The sequence below is a fragment of the Angustibacter sp. McL0619 genome (assembly GCF_049994355.1).
Lineage (GTDB): Bacteria > Actinomycetota > Actinomycetes > Actinomycetales > Angustibacteraceae > Angustibacter.
The window spans coordinates 1704818-1723566 of the sequence record NZ_CP188257.1 but is presented as its reverse complement, the minus strand read 5'-3'; the positions used below and the strand labels follow the sequence as shown (position 1 = coordinate 1723566).

Below are 18749 nucleotides of genomic sequence, written 5' to 3'. Positions count from 1 at the left end.
TGCGAGGGGGCGGGGGCGGGGGCGGGGGAGTTGGTCAAGAACGGCGGGCGAGCAGGAGCTCGGCGATCTGGACGGCGTTCAGCGCGGCGCCCTTGCGCAGGTTGTCGCCCGAGACGAACAGGCTCAGGCCACGGCCGCCGTCCACGGTCGGGTCGGTCCGGATCCGGCCGACCAGGCTCGGGTCGCGACCGGCCGCGTCCAGCGGCGTCGGGACGTCGGACAGCTCGACGCCGGGCGCCGTCGCCAGCAGCTCGGTCGCCTCGGACGGCGACAGCGGGCGCGAGAACGCGGCGTGGATCGCGAGGCTGTGCCCGGTGAAGACCGGCACCCGCACGCAGGTCGCGGCGACGGCCAGGCCGGGGGCGTGCAGAATCTTGCGCGTCTCGTTGCGCAGCTTCTGCTCCTCGTCGGTCTCACCCGAACCGTCGTCGACGATCGAGCCGGCCAGCGGGAGCACGTTGAAGGCGATCGGCTTGACGTAGGCACTCGGCGCCGGCAGCTCGACCGCTCGGCCGTCGAAGGCCAGCGCGGCAGCACTGTCGGCGACCTTGCGGACCTGCTCGTCCAGCTCGGCCACACCCTTGCCGCCAGAACCCGAGACGGCCTGGTACGAGGCGACGTGCAGCCGAACCAAGCCGGCCCGGCGGTGCAGCGGGGCCAGCACCGGCATCGCGGCCATGGTCGTGCAGTTCGGGTTAGCGACGATCCCCCTGGGCAGGACGTCGAGGTCCTCCGGGTTGACCTCGCTCACCACGAGCGGGACGTCGGGGTCCATCCGCCACGCGCTGGAGTTGTCGATCACGACGGCGCCGGCCGCGGCCACCCGCGGCGCCAGCTCCAGCGAGGCACCCTTGCCGTTGCTGAACAGCGCGATGTCCAGCCCCGACAGGTCAGCCGTCGCCGAGTCCTCGACGACGACCTCGCCGCCACCCCAGGGCAACGTGGTCCCTGCCGAGCGTGCGGACGCGAAGAACCGCACATCATCGAGCGGAAAGGATCGCTCCGCGAGCAAGGCCCGCATGACCCCGCCAACCTGACCAGTAGTCCCAAACACACCTACGCGCATTAGCCCAGAATAGGCGAGCCGAAGAGCGACCCGCCCCGCGGTCTCACCCAACCAGCCCGCGAAGCCGGGCGCCGCAGACCGCAGGTCGGCGTCAAACGAGCGGAGCGAGGGCCGACCGAAGGTCTGCGGCGCTCGGCTTCACGCCAGCACCGAAGGGTCAGAAGCCGAGGCGCTGCAGCTGCTTCGGATCGCGCTGCCAGTCCTTGGCGATCTTCACGTGCAGGTCCAGGAACACCTTCTGCCCAAGCAAGGCCTCGATGCCGCGCCGGGCGTTGCTGCCGACCTCTTTGAGCCGCGCGCCGCCCTTGCCGATGATGATGCCCTTCTGCGAAGAACGCTCCACGTACAGGATCACCCGGATCTGGAGCATCGGGTCGTGCTCGGGGCGGTCCTCGCGCCGGGTCATCTCGTCGACGACCACGGCGAGGCTGTGCGGCAGCTCGTCCCGAACGCCCTCCAGGGCGGCCTCGCGGATCAGCTCGGCGACCATGACGGCCTCGGGTTCGTCCGTGAGCTCACCGGAGGGGTACATCACGGGGCCGACGGGCAGGTGCTTGATCAGCAGGTCGGTCAGGACGTCGACCTGCTCGTGCCGCACGGCGGACACGGGGACGATGTCGTCCCACTCCCCCAGCCGGTCGATGGACATCAGGTGCTCGGTCAGCCGTTGCCGGTCGACCAGGTCGATCTTCGTGGCGACCGCCACCACGGGCGTTCCGCGGCCCTCGCGGCGGATCGCGGCGAGCTCGGCGGCGATGAACCGGTCGCCGGGGCCGACCTTCTGGTCGGCCGGCAGGCAGAAGCCGACGACGTCCACCTCGGTCAGCGTCCCGCGTACGACGTCGTTGAGCCGCTGTCCCAGAAGGGTTCTGGGTCGGTGCAACCCGGGCGTGTCGACAAGCACGAGCTGGGCGTCGTCGCGGGTCACGATGCCGCGGATCGCGTGCCGGGTGGTCTGCGGCTTGGACGACGTGATGGCGACCTTCTCGCCGACCAGCGCGTTGGTCAGCGTGGACTTGCCGGCGTTCGGCCGGCCCACGATGCACGCGAAGCCGGACCGGTGCTCAGAGGCGCTCACTGGCCCAGTCTCGCAGCATCCGCCTGCTTGGCGTCCGCCTCCGCTGCGCCGCGCACGTCCCGCACGATCACGGTCGCGATGCGGTGCCGACGTCCGGCGGGTCGCTCAGCGGTCAGCTCGAGTCCCTCGACGACGGCCCGCGCCCCCGGGATCGGGACCCGGCCGAGCGCCTTGCCCAGCAGGCCACCGACGGTGTCGACGTCCTCGTCGTCCAGCTCGAGGTCGAACAGCTCACCCAGCTCATCGACGTGCAGGGTGGCCTGCACCCGGATCGTGCCGTCGTCGAGCCGTTCCACGGCGTCCGCCTCGCGGTCGTACTCGTCCGCGATCTCACCGACGATCTCTTCCAGCACGTCCTCAATGGTCACCAACCCGGCGGTGCCGCCGTACTCGTCGACGACGACCGCGACGTGCGTCTGGTCGCGCTGCATCTCACGCATCAGGTCGTCCACCGGCTTGCTCTCCGGCACGTAGTGCACCGGACGCATCACGTCGCGGACACGCACCGACTGCTCGGACGCAGCGTCCAGGTAGACGCGCCTGGTCACGTCCTTGAGGTAGAGCATGCCGAGCACGTCGTCCGGTCCCTCGTCCACGACCGGGATCCGGGAGAAGCCCGAGCGCAGAAACAGCGACAGCCCTTGGCGCAGCACCTTGTCGTGCTCGATCGTGACCATGTCGGTGCGGGGCACCATGACCTCGCGGACGATGGTGTCGCCGAGCTCGAAGACCGAGTGCAGCATCTGCTGCTCGGAGGCCTCGATCACCGAGTTCTGACCGGCCAGGTCCAGCAGCTCGCGCAGCTCGGACTCGCTGGAGAACGGGCCGTCGCGGTAACCCCGGCCCGGCGTGACGGCGTTGCCCAGCGCGACCAGCAGCCTGGCCAGCGGGCCGAGCAGCCGGGACAGCCAGAGCAGCACCGGGGCGCTGAGCAGCGCGACGGTCTCGGCGTGCTGGCGGCCGACGGTGCGCGGGCTGACCCCGACCAGGACGAACGAGGCGACCACCATGATCGCCGCCGCCACCAGCAGCGCGACCCACTGACGCTCGAACGCCCCCGCACAGGTGATCGTCACGAACACCGCAGCGAACGACTCGCAGACCACCCGGACGAACGTGGACACCGACAGGAACGGTCCGCTGTTGCCGACCACGGCGAGCAGGGACGCCGAACCGCGGCGGCCATCCTCGACCAGCTGCTCGGCGCGCACCCGGGTCACCTTCGACACGGATGCCTCGGCTGCGGCCAGGGCGGCGGCGAAGACGACCAGCAGGACGACCGCGAGGGCGAGCCTCGCGTCCGGGGTGATCATGGCCGGGGTCGGCCCTTGCCGGCTAGGAAGGTCAGCAGCAGTCGGCGCTGGAGCTCGAACATCTGAGCCTCCTCGTCCGGCTCGGCATGGTCGTACCCCAGCAGGTGCAGGATGCCGTGGGTGGTCAGCAGCAGGAGCTCCTCCTGCGTCGTGTGGCCGGCCTGCGACGCCTGCTGGGCAGCGACCGACGGGCAGAGCACGACGTCGCCGAGCAGGCCCGGCTCGGGCTCGGCGTCCTCGCTGCCCGGGCGCAGCTCGTCCATCGGAAAGCTCATCACGTCGGTCGGGCCTGGCAGGTCCATCCACTGCACGTGCAGGCGCTCCATGGCGGGCTCGTCGACCAGCACGATGGACAGCTCGGCCTGCGGGTGCACCCTCAGCTCGTCCATCACGTAGCGCGAGATGCGGACCAGCTCGTGCTCGTCGCACTCGTGGCCGGTCTCGTTGTTGACCTCGATGCTCATCGGGTCATCGCCGGCTGCGCCGGCTCGCCCGGTTGCCCGACAGGGTCGCCCCGGAACGCAACGCGTCCCAGCGGCCGTAGGCGTCGACGATCTGCCCGACCAGACGGTGCCGCACCACGTCCTGGCTGGTCAGGAACGCGAAGTGGACGTCGTCCAGGCCGTCGAGGATGTCCTGGACGACCCGCAGCCCGGACGTCGTCCCCGCCGGCAGGTCGACCTGGGTGACGTCGCCGGTGACCACGATCTTGGAACCGAAGCCGAGGCGGGTCAGGAACATCTTCATCTGCTCGGCGGAGGTGTTCTGCGCCTCGTCCAGGATGACGAAGGCGTCATTGAGCGTGCGACCCCGCATGAAGGCGAGAGGCGCGACCTCGATCGTGCCGGCCGCCATCAGCCGCGGGATCGAGTCCGGGTCGAGCATGTCGTGCAGCGCGTCGTACAGCGGGCGCAGGTAGGGGTCGATCTTCTCGGTCAAGGTGCCCGGCAGGAAGCCGAGCCGCTCGCCCGCCTCGACGGCCGGCCGGGTCAGGATGATCCGGTTGACCCGCTTGGCCTGCAGGGCCTGCACCGCCTTGGCCATCGCCAGATAGGTCTTACCGGTGCCGGCCGGGCCGATGCCGAAGACCACCGTGTTGTCGTCGATCGCGTCGACGTAACGCTTCTGGTTCAACGTCTTGGGCCGGATCTTCTTGCCCCGGTTGGACAAGATGTTCATCGTCAGGACGTCGGCCGGCCGTTCGGTGGTCTGCTGGCGCAGCATCGCGACCGAACGGTCCACCGCATCGCGGGTCAACGGCTGGCCGGACGCGATGACGATCAGGAGCTCGTCGACCAGGCGCTCCAGCAGCGCCACCTCGCCGGGCGGACCGCTGACCGTGATCTCGTTGCCGCGCACGTGCACGTCGAGCCGCGGGAAGGCGCGCTCGATGGTGCGCAGGACGTCGTCGCCAGGCCCGAGCAGGCTGACCATCGGCACCTCAGGGGTGACAACGATGGTGTGCGGGAGGGAGGTCGGGGGCCGGCTGCTGCCCGTAGGTGCCTCGCCCCCTGCCGCGGGGACGTCGGACGCGCTGGTGGGTGGTGTGTCGCTCATGGGCGGCCAGGTGGCCAGTTCGTCCCTTCCGTCGCTGCTCGTGGACTCCTCCATCGTAGCCGGGAGGCCCGACTGCGACAGGTGGATAGGACAGGCTGCGACCCCGGACGAGCCGCTCAGCTGCCGAACGGCAGCGGCAGCCGGGTCATCGGGTACGTCGCCCAGTACAGCCGGGTCGGCACGCCGTCCTCGCCCCGGACGACGCGCAGCAACTCTCCCTGCTCGCGCCCGGAGACCACCCGCCAACGGTCCGAGCCGTCGCGGCGCAGCCGCGCGGGCGGCCGGGACGCGGGGGCACCGGCAGCCTGCAGCTCCAGGTGAGCGCCGTCGTTGCCGTCCACCTCGTGGTCGTCGCCGGAGCGCCAGGAGGCGGCGAACTCCATTCCCTCGGTCCACCAGGTGCCGAGCAGTCCTTCGACGTCCGCGGGGACCGAGGGCCCGGGCAGCCACGGCTGCGGCAGCTCCGGGACGGCGTCCAGCACCGCCTCGGCCAGCTCGACAGCCAGGGTGAGAGGGTCCGCGGCCCGACTCGTGCTGGTCAACGCGACCACGCCCAGACTGCTGTCGCGGTGCACCACCATGCTGGCCAGGAACCCCGGCATCGCCCCGTCGTGGCCGACGAAGAACCGCTCGCCGCGCCGGTGCAGCATCAGGCCGAGCCCCCAGCCCAACGTCCACTGCTGCAGGTCGGCCATCGCGTGCAGGTGGGTCATCTCGGCGACGGTGGCCGCCTTCAGCACGCTCTCGTCGGGCTCGGCCCAGAACGCCGCCCAGCGGGCGAGGTCGGCACTCGTCGTCCACAGCTCGGCAGCGGGCGCGAACGCGTACCCCGGGAACAGCGGCTCGGGAAGGACGCGGTCGGCGTACGGGTCCACGAAGTAGCCGCGCGCCACCGGCGCGGTCGGCTCGGTGGTCGTGCGGGTCAGCCCGAGCGGGTCGAGCAGCCGCTCGCGCAGCACCTGCTCCCAGCTGGTGCCGCGGACCGTGGCCGCGACCTGCCCGAGCAGCGCGTAGGCCAGGTTCGAGTAGTGCCAGCGCTGCTGCGGCGAGAGCACCGCCTCGGCAACCGCCAGGTCGGCCAGCATGGCGTCCAGGTCGGGCCCGCGCAGCGACTCCCAGACCTCGCCGACCGGCTCGCGCTGCAGGCCGGACAGGTGGCAGAGCATGCGGCGCAACGTGACCTCGCCGTGCGCCGGCACCTGCAGGTGCGCGTCCAGCCGGTCGTCCAGGTCGAGCAGGCCGTCGTCGCGGGCCTGCAGCACCAGCGCCGCGGTGAAGGTCTTGGTGATCGAACCCATCCGGTACTGCACGTCGGGGCCGGGTTCGAGCGGGCCCGAGGTCGGCCCGGGGCCGGTCGAGCCGAGGTCGGCAGCACCGGCCCAGGCGTCCAGCTGGACCTGCCCACGGCGCACCACACGCACCACGACGGAGGGCGCACGCCAGTCACGCTGCGCCTGGAAGACCTTGTGCCGCAACGACTGTGCCACGTCGTCCGGCAGCGGACGTGGCTCGGTGCCGGCGGCCATCAGCCGGGCGGCCAGGTCATGTCACGACCGCCGAGCACGTGCCCGTGGGCGTGGAAGACGCTCTGGTGCGCCTGCCGGCCGCTGTTGAACACGAACCGGAACTGGCCACCGTTCTCGTCGGCGGCGACCTTGGCGGCGAGGCGGGCCACGCCCACGAGCGCGTCCGGGTCGCCGTGCGCCAGCGTGCCGATGTCGGGGTAGTGCGCGCGCGGCACCACGAGCACGTGCAGCGGTGCCTGCGGCTCGAGGTCACGGAACGCCAGCGCCTGCTCGTCCTCGGCGACTACGTCGGCCGGGATCTCGCCGGCGACGATGCGGCAGAACAGGCACTGCGGGTCGCGTGGTCGTGGTTCGCTGCTCACCCGGCGAGGTTACCGGTGTGCGCGCCGGACAACCATTGCGCGACCTCGCGCGTGTCAACACCATGGCAGCGCTGCTCAGCCCAGGACCGGAGGTGACGGTGATGACCTCGGACCAGGTCGCCGCATCCGCCTCGCCGCTGCCCGAGGAGAGCACGCGCTGGACCGCCGACGAGGCCCTGACCGAGCTCTACCGGGCGCACTGGCGCTCGCTCGTCCGGCTTTCCTACCTGTTGGTGCGGGACCAGGCGGTGGCCGAGGAGGTCGTCCAGGACGCGTTCATCGCCGTGCACCGCCGCTGGCGCCGGATGTCGGACCACGACCAGGCCCTGGCCTATCTGCGGGTCGCGGTGGTCAACGGCTCGCGAAGCGCACTGCGGCGGCGGACCGTGCGGCATCGATGGACGCAGGCGGGTGGCCCCACGGCCGCTGGCACCCGCTCGCTCGCCGCCGTGAACGCCGCGCTCGCCCAGCTGCCCAGCTGCCCACCCGGCAACGTGAGGTACTGGTCCTGCGGTACCACCTGGGGATGTCCGAGGGCGAGATCGCCCAGGCCCTGCAGATCAGCCGTGGGGCTGTGAAGAGCCACGCCGACGGACGGCCGGGCAAGCTCTTCGACCAGCTCCCCGTGGGCAGTGTCCTGCACCGCACGGACCCGGCGTACGAGGTCCTCGGCTCGATCTGGGTCCAGACCCCCGGGGAGGGCCAGGTGGTCGGCTCACCCGTCACGGTCCAAGGCTCAGCCTGCACCTTCGAGGCGAACGTGGCCTGGCAGCTGTTTTCCGGCTCGCAGGTTGTACGGTCCGGCCACACCACTGCCAGCATCGCCTGCCCCGAGCGCGGCAGCTGGACGGTCGACCTCGGCGACCTCGCCCCCGGAAGCTACACCTTCCGGGCCTTCGACCCGCCGGCGTCCGGGCAGGGCCCGGACCGCGAGGACACCAGGGTGTTCGTGGTCCGTTGAGCCGGCGTGCTCAGCCGAGGTCCGAGCGCGCGCTCAGCGCAGCGTGCTGAGCGACACCGCGAAGTCCCCGCGCGGGTCCGTCCACCAGGCCTGCGTCTCGAGCCCGGCCGCGGCCAGCTCGCGGCGGACGCCGGACTGCCGGAACTTCGCCGAGACCTCGGTGCGCATCAGCTCGCCGGCCGCGAACTCGACCTGCAGGTCGAGGGCGCCGACTCGCACGGTCTGGGCGCGGACCGACCGCAGCAGCATCTCCATCCACTCGTCCCGCTCGTCCCAGCGCGCGACGTGCTCGAACCCGTCCAGGTCGAAGTCCGCAGCCAGTTCGCGGTTGACGACCCGCAGCACGTTCTTGTTGAACTGTGCGGTCACGCCGGCCGCGTCGTCGTAGGCCGCGACCAGCCGGCCGGGCTCCTTGACCAGGTCAGTGCCCAGCAGGAACGCGTCGCCCGGACGTAAGCCCGCCGCGATCGCTGTCAGGAACTGAGCCCGCGGGCGCGGCTCCAGGTTGCCGATGGTCGACCCCAGGAACGCCACCAGCCGATGCCCGGTCACCGGGAGCCGGTCCAGGTGCCGCTCGAAGTCGCCGGCCACCGCCTGCACCTGCGTGCCGGGATACTCGGCGGCAACCGCCTCCCCCGCCTGCTGAAGGATCGTGGGATCGACGTCGAACGGCACGAAGCGCTCCAGCCGGCCGGCCGCGGCGAACGCGTCGAGCAGCAGGCGAGTCTTCTCGGACGTCCCGCTACCGAGCTCGACGAGCGTGTCGGCGCCCGACCGCGCGACGATCTCGGCCGCCCGCTCACGCAGCACCGATCGCTCCGCGTCCGTCGGGTAGTACTCAGGCAGACGGGTGATCTCGTCGAACAACGCGCTCCCCCGCTCGTCGTAGAACCACTTGGGCGGCAACGACTTCGGGCTGGCGGTCAGCCCGCTGCGGACGTCGTCGGCCAAGGCCTGCGCACGGTCGGTGCCGGCCAGGTGGCTCTGGACGGTGATGCTCATGGGCTCTCCAGCGGGGTCACGGTGAGCCCGGCCGGCGTCACCTCGACGACGTGCCGATCTGGCACGTCGGTCCAGCGCTCGTCGTCGTCGAGCGGCTCACTAGCCAGGAGCGTCCCGGCGTCGGTGCAGATACGGGACAACGTGTCGCCGTAGGTGGTGGCGATCAGCCGACCCGGGCGGGCGAGCAGCAGGTTGAGCCGGGCGCCGGGGTCGTCCGCCGCCACCTTCAGCAAGGTGTCGGCGATCCGGTCAACCCCCTCGGCCACCACGTGGGCGGCCAGCAGCGCCGAGTCGCAGAGCGACTCGGCGTCCGGCCGGACCGGCAGCACGGAGCGCTCCACCCGCCCGTTGTGCGACACCAGCCAGCCGTCGTGCAGGAACGGGGCGGTGGCGCTCTCGTCGATCGGCATGCCCTCGGTGGCCGAACGGACCGCCGCGACCACCAGCCCCGAGCGAAGCGCCGTAGCCACGGAGGCGAACGACGCGTCCTGCCACAACGGTCGGGTCGAGCGCCAGCGGGCCGGCTCGCCGTCCGGGCCGCTGAAGCCGACCCCCCAGCCGTCGGCGTTCACCAGGCCGAAGCGCTGCCGGCGCGGCCGGTAGGACTGCACCAGCAGCGAGTGCGGGCCGGCCAGCACGAGCTCGTGCAGCGTGCGCGGCGCACCGAGCCAACCCAGGTGGCGGCACATTCAGGCGTCCCAGGCGAGTCGCAGGCCGGTGAAGATCTGGCGTCGCACTGGTAGGTCCCAGTTGCGGAACGAGGGCCGCACGGTGCTGGGCGCCACCGCCCAGGACCCGCCGCGCAGCACCCGGAAGTCGCCGCCGAAGAACGGCGAGCTGTACGTGTCGTAGAGCATCGGCGAGAAGCCGGGGTAGGCGACGAACGGCGACGACGTCCACTCCCACACCTCGCCGATGAGCTGCTCCACGCCGTACGCGGAGGCACCGGCGGGATAGGCACCCACCGAGGCCGGTCGCAACGCGTCCCCGCCGAGGTTCGCCAGCTCGGCGGTCGGCTCGGCCGATCCCCAGGGCCAGCGCCGCCGCTGCCCGGCGACCGGGTCCCAGGCGCAGGCTTTCTCCCACTCGACCTCGGTCGGCAGCCGGGCGCCCGCCCAGGCGGCGAAGGCCTGTGCCTCGAAGTACGAGACGTGCTGGACCGGCTCGTCCGGCGGGACGTCCTCGATGAGGCCGAAGCGCACCCGGCTGCCGTCCGGCAACCAGCTCATCGGCGCGCTCACCCCCGTGCTCACCCGGTGCTGCCAGCCGCGCCCGGACCACCACCGAGGCTGCTGGTACCCGCCGTCGGCGATGAACTCGCGCCACTGCGCGTTGGTCACCGGCACCCGTCCGATCCGGAACGCCGGCACGTGGACGACGTGCGCCGGACGCTCGTTGTCGAGTGAGAAGGGCTCATGGGCCAGGTCGACGCCCAGCACGAACTCGCTGGCCGGGACGAGGCAGGAGTCGCTGAGCGCCGAGCGCCACCTCTGCAAGCCCCCCGCTCCCGCCTCGTCGCCGACCGGCGCCAGCCGCAGTGGCCGCCCTGACGGCAGCGCCGTGCCAGGGCCGAGAACCGGCGGGCCCTGGCGCAGCTGGAGGGCGGCGAGCATCGTCTCGTCGTGCTGCTGCTCGTGCTGGACGACCATGCCGTAGGGGAAGAGCCGTTCCTCGTCCGCGCGCTCTAACCGGTCGAGCACCCGGCCGCGGACCTCGGTGCAGAACGAGCGCGCCCGCACCGGCGGCAGCAGCGGCAGCGACGGTCGGTCGGAGCGCCGGTGCTTGAAGGCGTCGTAGAGCTGCTCGACGTCCGGCGGCAGCAGCCCTGGCTCCCCGGCGTTGCCACCGCGGAGCAGCCAGAGGTCCTCCTGCTGGCCGATGTGCGCGAGGTCCCACACCAGCGGGCTCATCAGCGGGTCGTGCTGGCGGACCAGCTCTGGCTCGTCGAGGTCGGTCAGGCGCAGGGTGCGAACCCGGGCCCGCTCGAGGTCGCGGGCGAGCAGCTCACGCATCGCAGTCCTCCAGCAGTGCGGCTCGCGGCCCGGACCGGGTGGCCAGGTCGGCCAGCTCATCGCCCGGCGACCTGCCTGCGCCGACCAGGTCCGCCAGCCTGGCGACGTCCGGCACCAGCTCGTCCGGGCAGTGCTGCCCCGCCAGCTCCAGGCAGGCCCGGGCGGCCCGGGCGATTTCCGGGTGCGCCAGGCCGTCCCGCGCGGCCGCCGTCCACTCCCGACGCACCGGCTCGGTCAGCTGCGCCGCACGGTCGGCGGCGGCGGGCACGTCCATCAGCGTGACCAGCACGGCCACCAGCGCGGGCCACCACCGCACGGGCGCGGCATCGAGGTAGCGCACCTCGATCCAGCCGCGCAGCCGAGCAGGCGGGAACAGCGTGGTCAGGTGCTGGTCGACGTCGACCAGCGTCGGTCTTCGCCCGTCGAGCAGCACGTCACCGCGGATCCACTCACGCATCGACACCCTGCTGCGCACGGCGGCCATCCCCGCGGCCGAGCCGACCAGCATCACCGGGGCCTCGAGGGCGTAGCCGGCCCACTCCACCGCCGGGTCCGGACCACCGCGCAAGGGCCCGCAGCGCAGCACGTCGAGGTCGCCCCAGACGCGCTGGCGAGCCGAACGCCAGCCGGTCGCCCGACCGGTCAGCCACGGTGAGCAGGCCGAGACCGCCACCAGGACCGGACCGAGCAGGTGCGCCAGCTCGGTGCGCTGGGCCCAACCTGAGCGCGGCCCGGCATCGAGGTTCACCTGGACCGATGCGGTCGAGCACATCATCGCGAGCCCGGCGGCGCTCTGGCCGGTGGCGCGCCAGTGCTCCTCCATCGCCACGTACCGCGGACCTGGGTTCACCCGGAGCGCGGGGCGAACCGGATCCGTACCCGCCAGGGAAAGCGCCAACCCGCTCTGCCGCAGGTGGGTGCGCAGCACCCGGTGGTCGGACCGGAGCGCCTGTACGGCCCGCACCACGTCGGACGTCGCAGGCCCGGACAGCTCGACCTGGCCGCCAGGCTCCACGCTGACCCCGCTACCCCCAGGCATCAGCGGCAGGTCCGCCAGCGCCGCGCCGATCTCGTCCCAGCTAGGTCGGCAGTCCGGTGCCACCAGGTCGACCAGATGCGACTCCAGCTCGAGGCCGACCCGGGAGGTGCCCACCGGGCGGTCGTCGCGCAGCGCGAGGCTGGCGACGTGCTCGCGCACCTCGTCCACCCCGAGTGCACCGCGCGGATCCGTCGTCGCGGCACCCAGGAAGCTCTCGGTCGCCATCGCGGGCCCCCCGGCCGTCCGGTGTTGGACAAGGTCCGGCAGGTCGTCGGTGACCGGCCGTCGTGCGTCGGGACCATGCCTATCAACCACCACCGACAACGGCAATCGCGGGGATGCCTCCGTCAGGTGTCCGTCAGGTCAACGGCAGGAGTCCGACGACCCGTGGCGGGCGGATGTCAGCTGGGCTCAGCGCCAGCGCATCGCCGCGCTGAGCACCGACAGCGCCGCCGGCCCAGCGGTCGAGGAGCGCAGCACCTCGCGGCCGATCCGGCAGGTGGTGGCCCCCACCAGAGCCATCGCGTCGACCTCGTCCGGCGTGATGCCGCCCTCTGGCCCCACCACCAGGAGCACCTCGCCGATGCTCGGTACGTCCAGCGCCGCCAGCGGCAGGGTCGCCTCCTCGTGCAGCACGACAGCCAGGGTCGCGGCGCCGACCCGCGCCACCAGCCCCTCGCGGTCCACCAGGTCACCGACCTTCGGCACCCGCGCCCGGCGCGACTGCTTGGCGGCCGCCCGCACGGTCTGCTCCCACTTGCGATGCGACCGCACGCCCCGCTCGCCGCGCCACACCACGACGCTGCGCTCCGCCTGCCAGGGCACCACCTCGTCGACACCCAGCTCGGTGGCCGCCTCGATGGCAAGGTCGTCGCGCTCGCCCTTCGCCAGCGCCTGGACCAGAACGAACCGAGGGGCCGGCTCAGGCACGTCCTCCCGCTCGTCGACCCGCAGGGTGAGCTCGTCCCGGCCGACCGCGGTCACCGTGCAGCGGGCCAGCGCACCGGAGCCGTCAGCGACGTCCACCCGCTCGCCGACCACGATCCGTCGTACGGTCGCCGCGTGCCGGCCCTCCGGGCCACCGAGCAGCACGCTGGCGCCGAGCCGGACGCCCTGCAGGGCGTCCGGCTCGAGCAGGAACAGCGGCGCGCTCAACGGCCGCGCACCCTCAGCTCACTTGCCACTGAGCGCGTCCTTCAGCCGGCCGAACAGACCGCTGCCGTGCGAGGCCAGCCGACCCTCCGGGCGCTCCTCGTCACGGAGCCTGGCGAGCTGGGTCAGCAGCGCCCGCTGCTCTTCGTCCAGGTTCTTGGGGGTGTTGACCTCGACGTGCACGATCAGGTCGCCGCGCCCCATACCGCGCAGCCGGGTCACGCCGAGACCACGCATCGTGGTCACCTGGCCGGACTGCGTTCCCGCTGCGACGTCGAGGGTCTGGTCGCCGTCCAGCGTGTCGAGCGTGACGCTGGTGCCCAGCGCCGCAGCCGTCATCGGCAGCGCGACCGTGGCGTGCAGGTCGTCGCCGCGCCGGACGAACGTCGGGTGGTTAGCGACCGCGATCTCGACGTACAGATCGCCCGCCGGTCCGTTCCCGGCGCCGACCTCGCCCTCGCCGCTGAGCTGGATGCGGGTGCCGTTGTCGACACCGGCGGGGATGCGCAGCGTCATGGTGCGCCGCGAGCGCACCCGGCCCTCGCCGGAGCACTGAACGCACGGTTGCGCGATGACCGAGCCGTAGCCCTGGCAGGTGGCGCATGGCCGCGAGGTCATCACGTTGCCCATGAACGATCGTTGAACCTGCTGCACCTGGCCGCGTCCGCCGCAGACGTCGCAGGTGCGGGTGCCGGTGCCCGGCTGCGCGCCAAGACCGTCGCAGGTCGGGCAGCCGACGGCCGTGTCGACCGAGATCTCCTTCTCGCTGCCGAACACGGCGTCCCGCAGGTCGATCTGCACCCGGATCAAGGCATCCTGACCGCGGCGCTGGCGCGAGCGCGGCCCGCGCTCGGCGCCGCCCTGACCGCCGAAGAAGGCGTCCATGATGTCCGTGAACGAGAAGCCCTGGCCGAACCCGCCGGCCGCCCCCGCGAACGCGTCGCCGCCACGGTCGTAGCTCGCACGCTTGCCGGCGTCGCTGAGCACGTCGTAGGCGGCGCTGACCGACTTGAACTGGTCCTCCGCCTCAGGCCCGGGGTTGACGTCGGGGTGCAGCTTGCGGGCCAGCCTGCGGTAGGCCTTCTTGATCTCCTCCGGCGTGGCGTCACGGGCGACGCCGAGGGTCTCGTAGTGGTCGCTCAAGGGTCCTCTTCGTCCGTTCGGGATGGTGCCGGGCGAGGCCGGCTGGGCGGGCGGTAACGGGTTACCCGTCGAGCGCCCGGGAGACGTAGCGGGCCACCGCGCGCACCGTGGCCATCGTGGTCGGGTAGTCCATCCGGGTCGGGCCGAGGACGCCGAGGGCGGCCACCACGTCCTGCCCACCGCCGTAGCCGCTGGAGACCACTGAGGTTCCCTGCAGGCCCTCGTACTCGAGCTCGCTGCCGATCCGGACGGCGACTGCGTTGGGGTCGTGCGAGAGCTCACCGAGCAGCCGTAGCAGCACGACGTGCTCCTCGAGCGCGTCCAGCACCGGTCCGATGCTGTCCGGGAAGTCCTGGCCGAACCGGGTCAGGTTGGCGGCCCCGGCGAGCACCACCCGCTCCTCCCGCTCCTCAATGAGGGCGTCGTCCAGCGCCCGGACGACCGAGCGCACCAGCTCGCGGTCCTCCACCGGCAGCTGCTCGGGGAGCTGCTGCAGCCGGGCTGCCGCGTCGGTCAGCTGGCGGCCGGCCGACTCGGCGTTGATCCGGGCACGGATCTCACCGAGCACGCTCTCGTCCAGCGGGTTCTCCGTCTCCAGCACCCGCTGCTCCACCCGACCGGTGCCGGCGATGAGCACGACCAGCAGCCGCTGCTGGCCGATCGGGACCAGCTCGATGTGCCGCACGGTCGAGCGGGTCAGCGACGGGTACTGCATGACCGCGACCTGGTGGGTCAGCGAAGCCATCAGCCGCACGGTGCGGTCCACCACGTCGTCCAGGTCGACGGCACCGGCGAGGAAGCCGGAGATCGCCTGCCGCTCGGGGCCGGACATGGGTTTGAAGGCGGACAGCCGGTCGACGAACATCCGGTAGCCGGCGTCGGTCGGCACCCGGCCGGCGCTGGTGTGCGGCTGGGTGATCAGGCCCTCGTCCTCCAGAGCCGCCATGTCGTTGCGGATGGTCGCGCTCGACACGCCGAGGCGGTGCCGCTCGACCAGCGCCTTGGAACCGACGGGCTCACGGGTCTCGACGTAGTCCTCGACGATGGCGCGCAGCACGGCGAGCCGTCGCTCGTCACTCATCCACACCTCCGCGTCGTCGGTCTCGAAGCAACCTGGCACTCAAACAGCGCGAGTGCCAGTCTACGTCCTCGCCGCCCACCGTGCCCTCGACCTGGGCGCCCACGCCCGGCGCGAGCCACCGGCGACAGGGATCGACCGGGTCCTCGCCGCTGGGAGCCCTTGGGCGTCCTGGCGCCCCACCCCGTCACCGGACCTGGTCGGATCCTGCTCGACCACTAGCATCACCGCCGTGGACCGCTACGGGGACGACGTGCTGACCGGTGACTGGAGGACGCCGCCCCGGGGGCACAGCACCGAGGTGACCGCCGAGACCGGCCTGGTCGTCGAGGATGTCGAGACCGGCTGGTGCGGCGCGGTGGTCCGCACCGAGAAGGCCGGTGGCATCCACGTCGTGCACCTGGAGGACCGCAGGGGGCGCAGCCGCGGCTTTCCGCTCGGACCGGGCTTCCTGCTGGACGGCGCCCCCGTCGTCCTCGTCGCTCCCAAGGCACCGGCAGCGCCGCCAACGCCCACCAGAACGGCCAGCGGGTCCACCCTCGTGCGGGACCAGCGTGCGCGCAGCGCCCGCGGGTCGCGGATCTGGGTCGAGGGCAAGCACGACGCCGAGCTGGTCGAGAAGGTCTGGGGGGACGACCTGCGGGTCGAGGGCGTGGTGGTCGAGATGCTGGACGGGGTCGACGACCTGGCCGCGGCGGTGCGCGACTTCGCCCCGGGCACGGGACGCCGGCTCGGCGTGCTCGTCGACCACCTGGTTGCCGGGTCCAAGGAGTCCCGGCTGGCCGCACAGGCGGTGGCCCAACGGCAGTTCCGCGACCATCTGCTGATCGTCGGGCACCCGTACGTGGACGTCTGGCAGTCGGTGCGGCCGCAGCGGCTCGGCCTGGACCGGTGGCCCGTCGTGCCGCGGGACGTCGAGTGGAAGCGTGGCGTCCTGGCGCACCTGGGGTGGCCACACCGGACCCATACGGACGTCGCCCAGGGCTGGCGGCGGATCCTGTCGAGCGTCAGCTCGTACGCCGACCTCGAACCGGACCTGCTCGCGCGGGTCGAGGAGCTGATCGACTTCGTCACAGCGGATTCCCAGGACCGCTGACGCCGGGAGCCCCAAGCCCTACGCTGACCTGCGCATGGGAGACATTCCAACCCTGGAGGACCAGTGAGCGAGCAGCAGCCCGAGCCGACCACGCCGAGCGAGGGCGCGGCCAACGCGGACCAGCCCGTCACCGATGCGGCAACCCCGGCACCGGCAGCACCGCCCGCCGCACCGCCGGCCGCACCGCCGACAGCCGCAGCTCCGGTGGCCCCGGCGCCTCCGGTGGCGCCCGCGCCGGTCACCGCCGGCGCCCCGCTGTCGGAGAGCGACTCGCGGCTGTGGGCGATGCTCGGCCACCTCGGCGGCATCGTGCTCGGGTTCCTCGCCCCGCTGATCACCTGGCTGGTCTTCCGCGAGCGCTCGGAGCTCGTCGACGACCAGGGCAAGGAGGCGCTCAACTTCCAGATCACCGTGCTCATCGGCTACGTCATCTGCTGGGTGCTCGCCGGCGTGACCCTCGGGCTGCTCTTCTTCCTGCCGTTCCTGATCTGGGTCGTCAACATCGTCTTCTGCATCATCGGCGGGCTGGCTGCCAACAAGGGCGAGCACTACCGCTACCCGTTCGCCATCCGTCTGGTGAAGTAGCGCGGTCGCCAGCACCTGACGAGGGGGACCATGAGCCAGACACCGAACGACCAGCCGAACCAACCACCGCCGCTCCCGGGCTACGGACCGCCCAACCAGGTCGGCCCTTACCCGCCTGCTCCGTACGCCGGGCCGTACGGCCGGCCGTACCCCGGGCAGCCCATGAACCCCTCTGACGAGCGGACCTGGGCGACGCTCGCCCACCTGTCGCCATGGGCCGGCGGGCTGGTCGGCTTCCCGGTGCTGGGACCGCTGGTGGTCTACCTGATCTACAAGGACCGTTCGCCGTTCGTGCGCCGGCACGCGGCGGCTGCCCTGAACTTCCAGATCATGCTGCTGATCGTCTCGGTCGTCGCCGTTGTCGGCGGCTTGGTGCTGGCCATCGTGACGCTCGGCTTCGGGCTGATCATCCTGGTCCCGTTCCTGCTGCTGCTCCTGGTGGCCTCGATCGTGCTCCAGATCATGGGGGCCGTCGCTGCCAACAAGGGCCAGGAGTTCCGCTACCCCCTGACGCCGGACCTGGTGCACTGACCGCAGCGCCGCGCCTCACGCCAGCGCCTCAGGGCAGCAGGGCACGCACCACGGTGTCGGCGAGCAGTCGGCCGCGCCGGGTGAGCACGGCTCGCCCGGCGAGCGCCGCCGGACCGTCCACCAGGCGGTCCGCGACCAGGGCCGCCACCGCGCGGCGACCCCCGGGGTCGAGCACCGCCAGGTCCAGACCGTCGGCCATCCGCACCCCCAGCAGCACCTGCTCGGCGTGCTGCTGGTCGGCGGACAGGATCTCGCGTGCCGCCGCCGGGCTCAGGCCGCCGGCCAACCGGGTCGCGTATCCGCTGGGGTGCTTGACGTTCCACCAGCGCACCCCGCCGACGTGGCTGTGCGCCCCCGGCCCGACGCCCCACCAGTTCGCGCCCTGCCAGTAGCCGACGTTGTGCCGGCAGCGGGTGGCCGCCGACGTCGACCAGTTGCTGACCTCGTACCAGCCCAGCCCCGCCCCGGTCAGCACCTCGTCGGCCAGCTCGTATTTGTCGGCCTCGTCGTCGTCATCCGGCATGGTGACCTCACCGCGACGCACCCGGGTGGCCAGCCTGGTGCCCTGCTCGACCACCAGCGCGTACGCCGAGACGTGGTCCGGCTCGCAGGCCAGCGCCGCGGTCAGGCTGGCGCGCCAGTCGTCCAGGGACTCCCCCGGCGTCCCGTAGATCAGGTCAAGGCTGACGTCCAGCCCCGCCACGCGGGCCCACTGCACCGCCTGCGGCACCCGCTCGGGGTCGTGGGTGCGGTCCAGCGTGGCCAGCACGTGCGGCACCGCCGACTGCATGCCGAAGCTGACCCGGGTGAAACCGTTGTCCCGCAACGACTGCAACGACTCGGCCGTCACCGAGTCGGGGTTCGCCTCGGTCGTCACCTCGGCGTCGTCGGTCAACCCGAAGGTGGCCCGCACGCCCTCGAGCAGCAGTCCTAGATCGTCCGAAGACAACACCGTCGGGGTGCCGCCACCGACAAACACCGTGCCGGCGGCCGGCGCCGCGTCGCCCAGCACCCGGCGGGACAGCCCCAGCTCGCTCAGCGCGGTGCGCGCGAACGTGGCCTGGCTCGCGCCGCCACCCAGCTCGCTGGCGGTGTAGGTGTTGAAGTCGCAGTAACCGCAGCGCACAGCGCAGAACGGGACGTGCAGGTAGACCCCGAACGGACGTCGGCCGAGGCCGACCAGCGCGTCCGGCGGCAGCGCGCCGTCGTCCGGGGCCGGCTCGCCCTCAGGCAGGGCGCTCGGCACCC

Annotated in this window: 19 protein-coding genes and 1 pseudogene; 5 read left to right on the top strand and 15 right to left on the bottom strand. The window is 72.3% G+C overall.

Translation table 11 applies throughout. The features are described from left to right. Positions 1-34 precede the first annotated feature (34 nt). The 7 genes from ACPPVT_RS07945 to ACPPVT_RS07915 form a co-directional block, all read right to left on the bottom strand. Positions 35-1066 carry an aspartate-semialdehyde dehydrogenase gene (locus ACPPVT_RS07945; RefSeq protein ID WP_426566466.1) on the bottom strand — a complete coding sequence of 344 codons (1032 nt, stop codon included), beginning with the start codon at positions 1064-1066 and terminating at the stop codon, positions 35-37. Positions 1067-1223: 157 nt separating this feature from the next. Then, a complete protein-coding gene (gene era, locus ACPPVT_RS07940) occupies positions 1224-2144 on the bottom strand; it encodes a GTPase Era (RefSeq protein ID WP_426566465.1) in 921 nt (306 codons plus the stop codon). Next, positions 2141-3457 (bottom strand): hemolysin family protein, encoded by a 1317-nt coding sequence (locus tag ACPPVT_RS07935; protein ID WP_426566464.1) that lies wholly within the window; start codon positions 3455-3457, stop codon positions 2141-2143. The genes era and ACPPVT_RS07935 overlap by 4 nt, the downstream gene beginning before the upstream one ends. After that, positions 3454-3921, bottom strand: a complete 468-nt coding sequence (ybeY, locus tag ACPPVT_RS07930) for an rRNA maturation RNase YbeY (RefSeq protein ID WP_426566463.1) — start codon at positions 3919-3921, stop codon at positions 3454-3456. Before ybeY ends, ACPPVT_RS07935 begins: the two co-directional genes overlap by 4 nt. 4 nt (positions 3922-3925) lie before the next feature. Beyond that, positions 3926-5014, bottom strand: a complete 1089-nt coding sequence (locus ACPPVT_RS07925) for a PhoH family protein (RefSeq protein ID WP_426566462.1) — start codon at positions 5012-5014, stop codon at positions 3926-3928. A 116-nt stretch (positions 5015-5130) separates the two neighbouring features. Further along, a complete protein-coding gene (locus ACPPVT_RS07920) occupies positions 5131-6540 on the bottom strand; it encodes a serine hydrolase domain-containing protein (RefSeq protein WP_426566461.1) in 1410 nt (469 codons plus the stop codon). Continuing rightward, positions 6540-6902, bottom strand: a complete 363-nt coding sequence (locus tag ACPPVT_RS07915; RefSeq protein ID WP_426566460.1) for an HIT domain-containing protein — start codon at positions 6900-6902, stop codon at positions 6540-6542. The genes ACPPVT_RS07920 and ACPPVT_RS07915 overlap by 1 nt, the downstream gene beginning before the upstream one ends. Before the next feature lie 101 nt (positions 6903-7003). Here ACPPVT_RS07915 and ACPPVT_RS07910 point away from each other — a divergent pair. Next, positions 7004-7488, top strand: a pseudogene (locus ACPPVT_RS07910) (SigE family RNA polymerase sigma factor); the annotation flags it as partial. Then, entirely contained in the window at positions 7477-7863 is a 387-nt protein-coding gene (locus tag ACPPVT_RS07905; RefSeq protein ID WP_426567088.1) for a Gmad2 immunoglobulin-like domain-containing protein, read from the top strand. The pseudogene ACPPVT_RS07910 and the gene ACPPVT_RS07905, both read left to right, overlap by 12 nt. 33 nt (positions 7864-7896) lie before the next feature. Here ACPPVT_RS07905 and egtD read toward each other — a convergent pair whose 3' ends face one another. The 7 genes from egtD to hrcA all read right to left on the bottom strand — a co-directional run bounded on the left by egtD (position 7897) and on the right by hrcA (position 15292). Then, positions 7897-8865: an L-histidine N(alpha)-methyltransferase gene (egtD, locus tag ACPPVT_RS07900; RefSeq protein WP_426566459.1), complete on the bottom strand. Its 969-nt coding sequence runs from the start codon at positions 8863-8865 to the stop codon at positions 7897-7899. After that, positions 8862-9554, bottom strand: coding sequence for an ergothioneine biosynthesis protein EgtC (gene egtC, locus ACPPVT_RS07895; protein ID WP_426566458.1), 693 nt, complete (start codon positions 9552-9554; stop codon positions 8862-8864). Before egtC ends, egtD begins: the two co-directional genes overlap by 4 nt. Further along, a complete protein-coding gene (gene egtB, locus ACPPVT_RS07890) occupies positions 9555-10877 on the bottom strand; it encodes an ergothioneine biosynthesis protein EgtB (protein WP_426566457.1) in 1323 nt (440 codons plus the stop codon). Further along, positions 10870-12141 carry an ergothioneine biosynthesis glutamate--cysteine ligase EgtA gene (gene egtA / locus ACPPVT_RS07885; protein WP_426566456.1) on the bottom strand — a complete coding sequence of 424 codons (1272 nt, stop codon included), beginning with the start codon at positions 12139-12141 and terminating at the stop codon, positions 10870-10872. Before egtA ends, egtB begins: the two co-directional genes overlap by 8 nt. A 186-nt stretch (positions 12142-12327) precedes the next feature. Next, on the bottom strand, positions 12328-13071 hold the full coding sequence (locus ACPPVT_RS07880; RefSeq protein ID WP_426566455.1) for a 16S rRNA (uracil(1498)-N(3))-methyltransferase: 744 nt from the start codon (positions 13069-13071) through the stop codon (positions 12328-12330). 18 nt (positions 13072-13089) lie between these two features. Beyond that, positions 13090-14211 (bottom strand): molecular chaperone DnaJ, encoded by a 1122-nt coding sequence (gene dnaJ / locus ACPPVT_RS07875; protein WP_426566454.1) that lies wholly within the window; start codon positions 14209-14211, stop codon positions 13090-13092. 61 nt (positions 14212-14272) lie between these two features. Then, on the bottom strand, positions 14273-15292 hold the full coding sequence (hrcA, locus tag ACPPVT_RS07870) for a heat-inducible transcriptional repressor HrcA (protein ID WP_426566453.1): 1020 nt from the start codon (positions 15290-15292) through the stop codon (positions 14273-14275). 229 nt (positions 15293-15521) lie between these two features. On the opposite strand from hrcA, the gene ACPPVT_RS07865 reads away from it, so the two are divergent. From ACPPVT_RS07865 to ACPPVT_RS07855, 3 genes are all read left to right on the top strand, one after another. Further along, on the top strand, positions 15522-16385 hold the full coding sequence (locus ACPPVT_RS07865) for a DUF3097 domain-containing protein (RefSeq protein WP_426566452.1): 864 nt from the start codon (positions 15522-15524) through the stop codon (positions 16383-16385). A gap of 63 nt (positions 16386-16448) precedes the next feature. Beyond that, entirely contained in the window at positions 16449-16970 is a 522-nt protein-coding gene (locus ACPPVT_RS07860; RefSeq protein WP_426566451.1) for a DUF4870 domain-containing protein, read from the top strand. A gap of 30 nt (positions 16971-17000) precedes the next feature. After that, positions 17001-17501 (top strand): DUF4870 domain-containing protein, encoded by a 501-nt coding sequence (locus tag ACPPVT_RS07855; RefSeq protein ID WP_426566450.1) that lies wholly within the window; start codon positions 17001-17003, stop codon positions 17499-17501. 28 nt (positions 17502-17529) lie between these two features. Here ACPPVT_RS07855 and hemW read toward each other — a convergent pair whose 3' ends face one another. Then, positions 17530-18747: a radical SAM family heme chaperone HemW gene (gene hemW / locus ACPPVT_RS07850; protein WP_426566449.1), complete on the bottom strand. Its 1218-nt coding sequence runs from the start codon at positions 18745-18747 to the stop codon at positions 17530-17532. Positions 18748-18749: the final 2 nt, after the last annotated feature.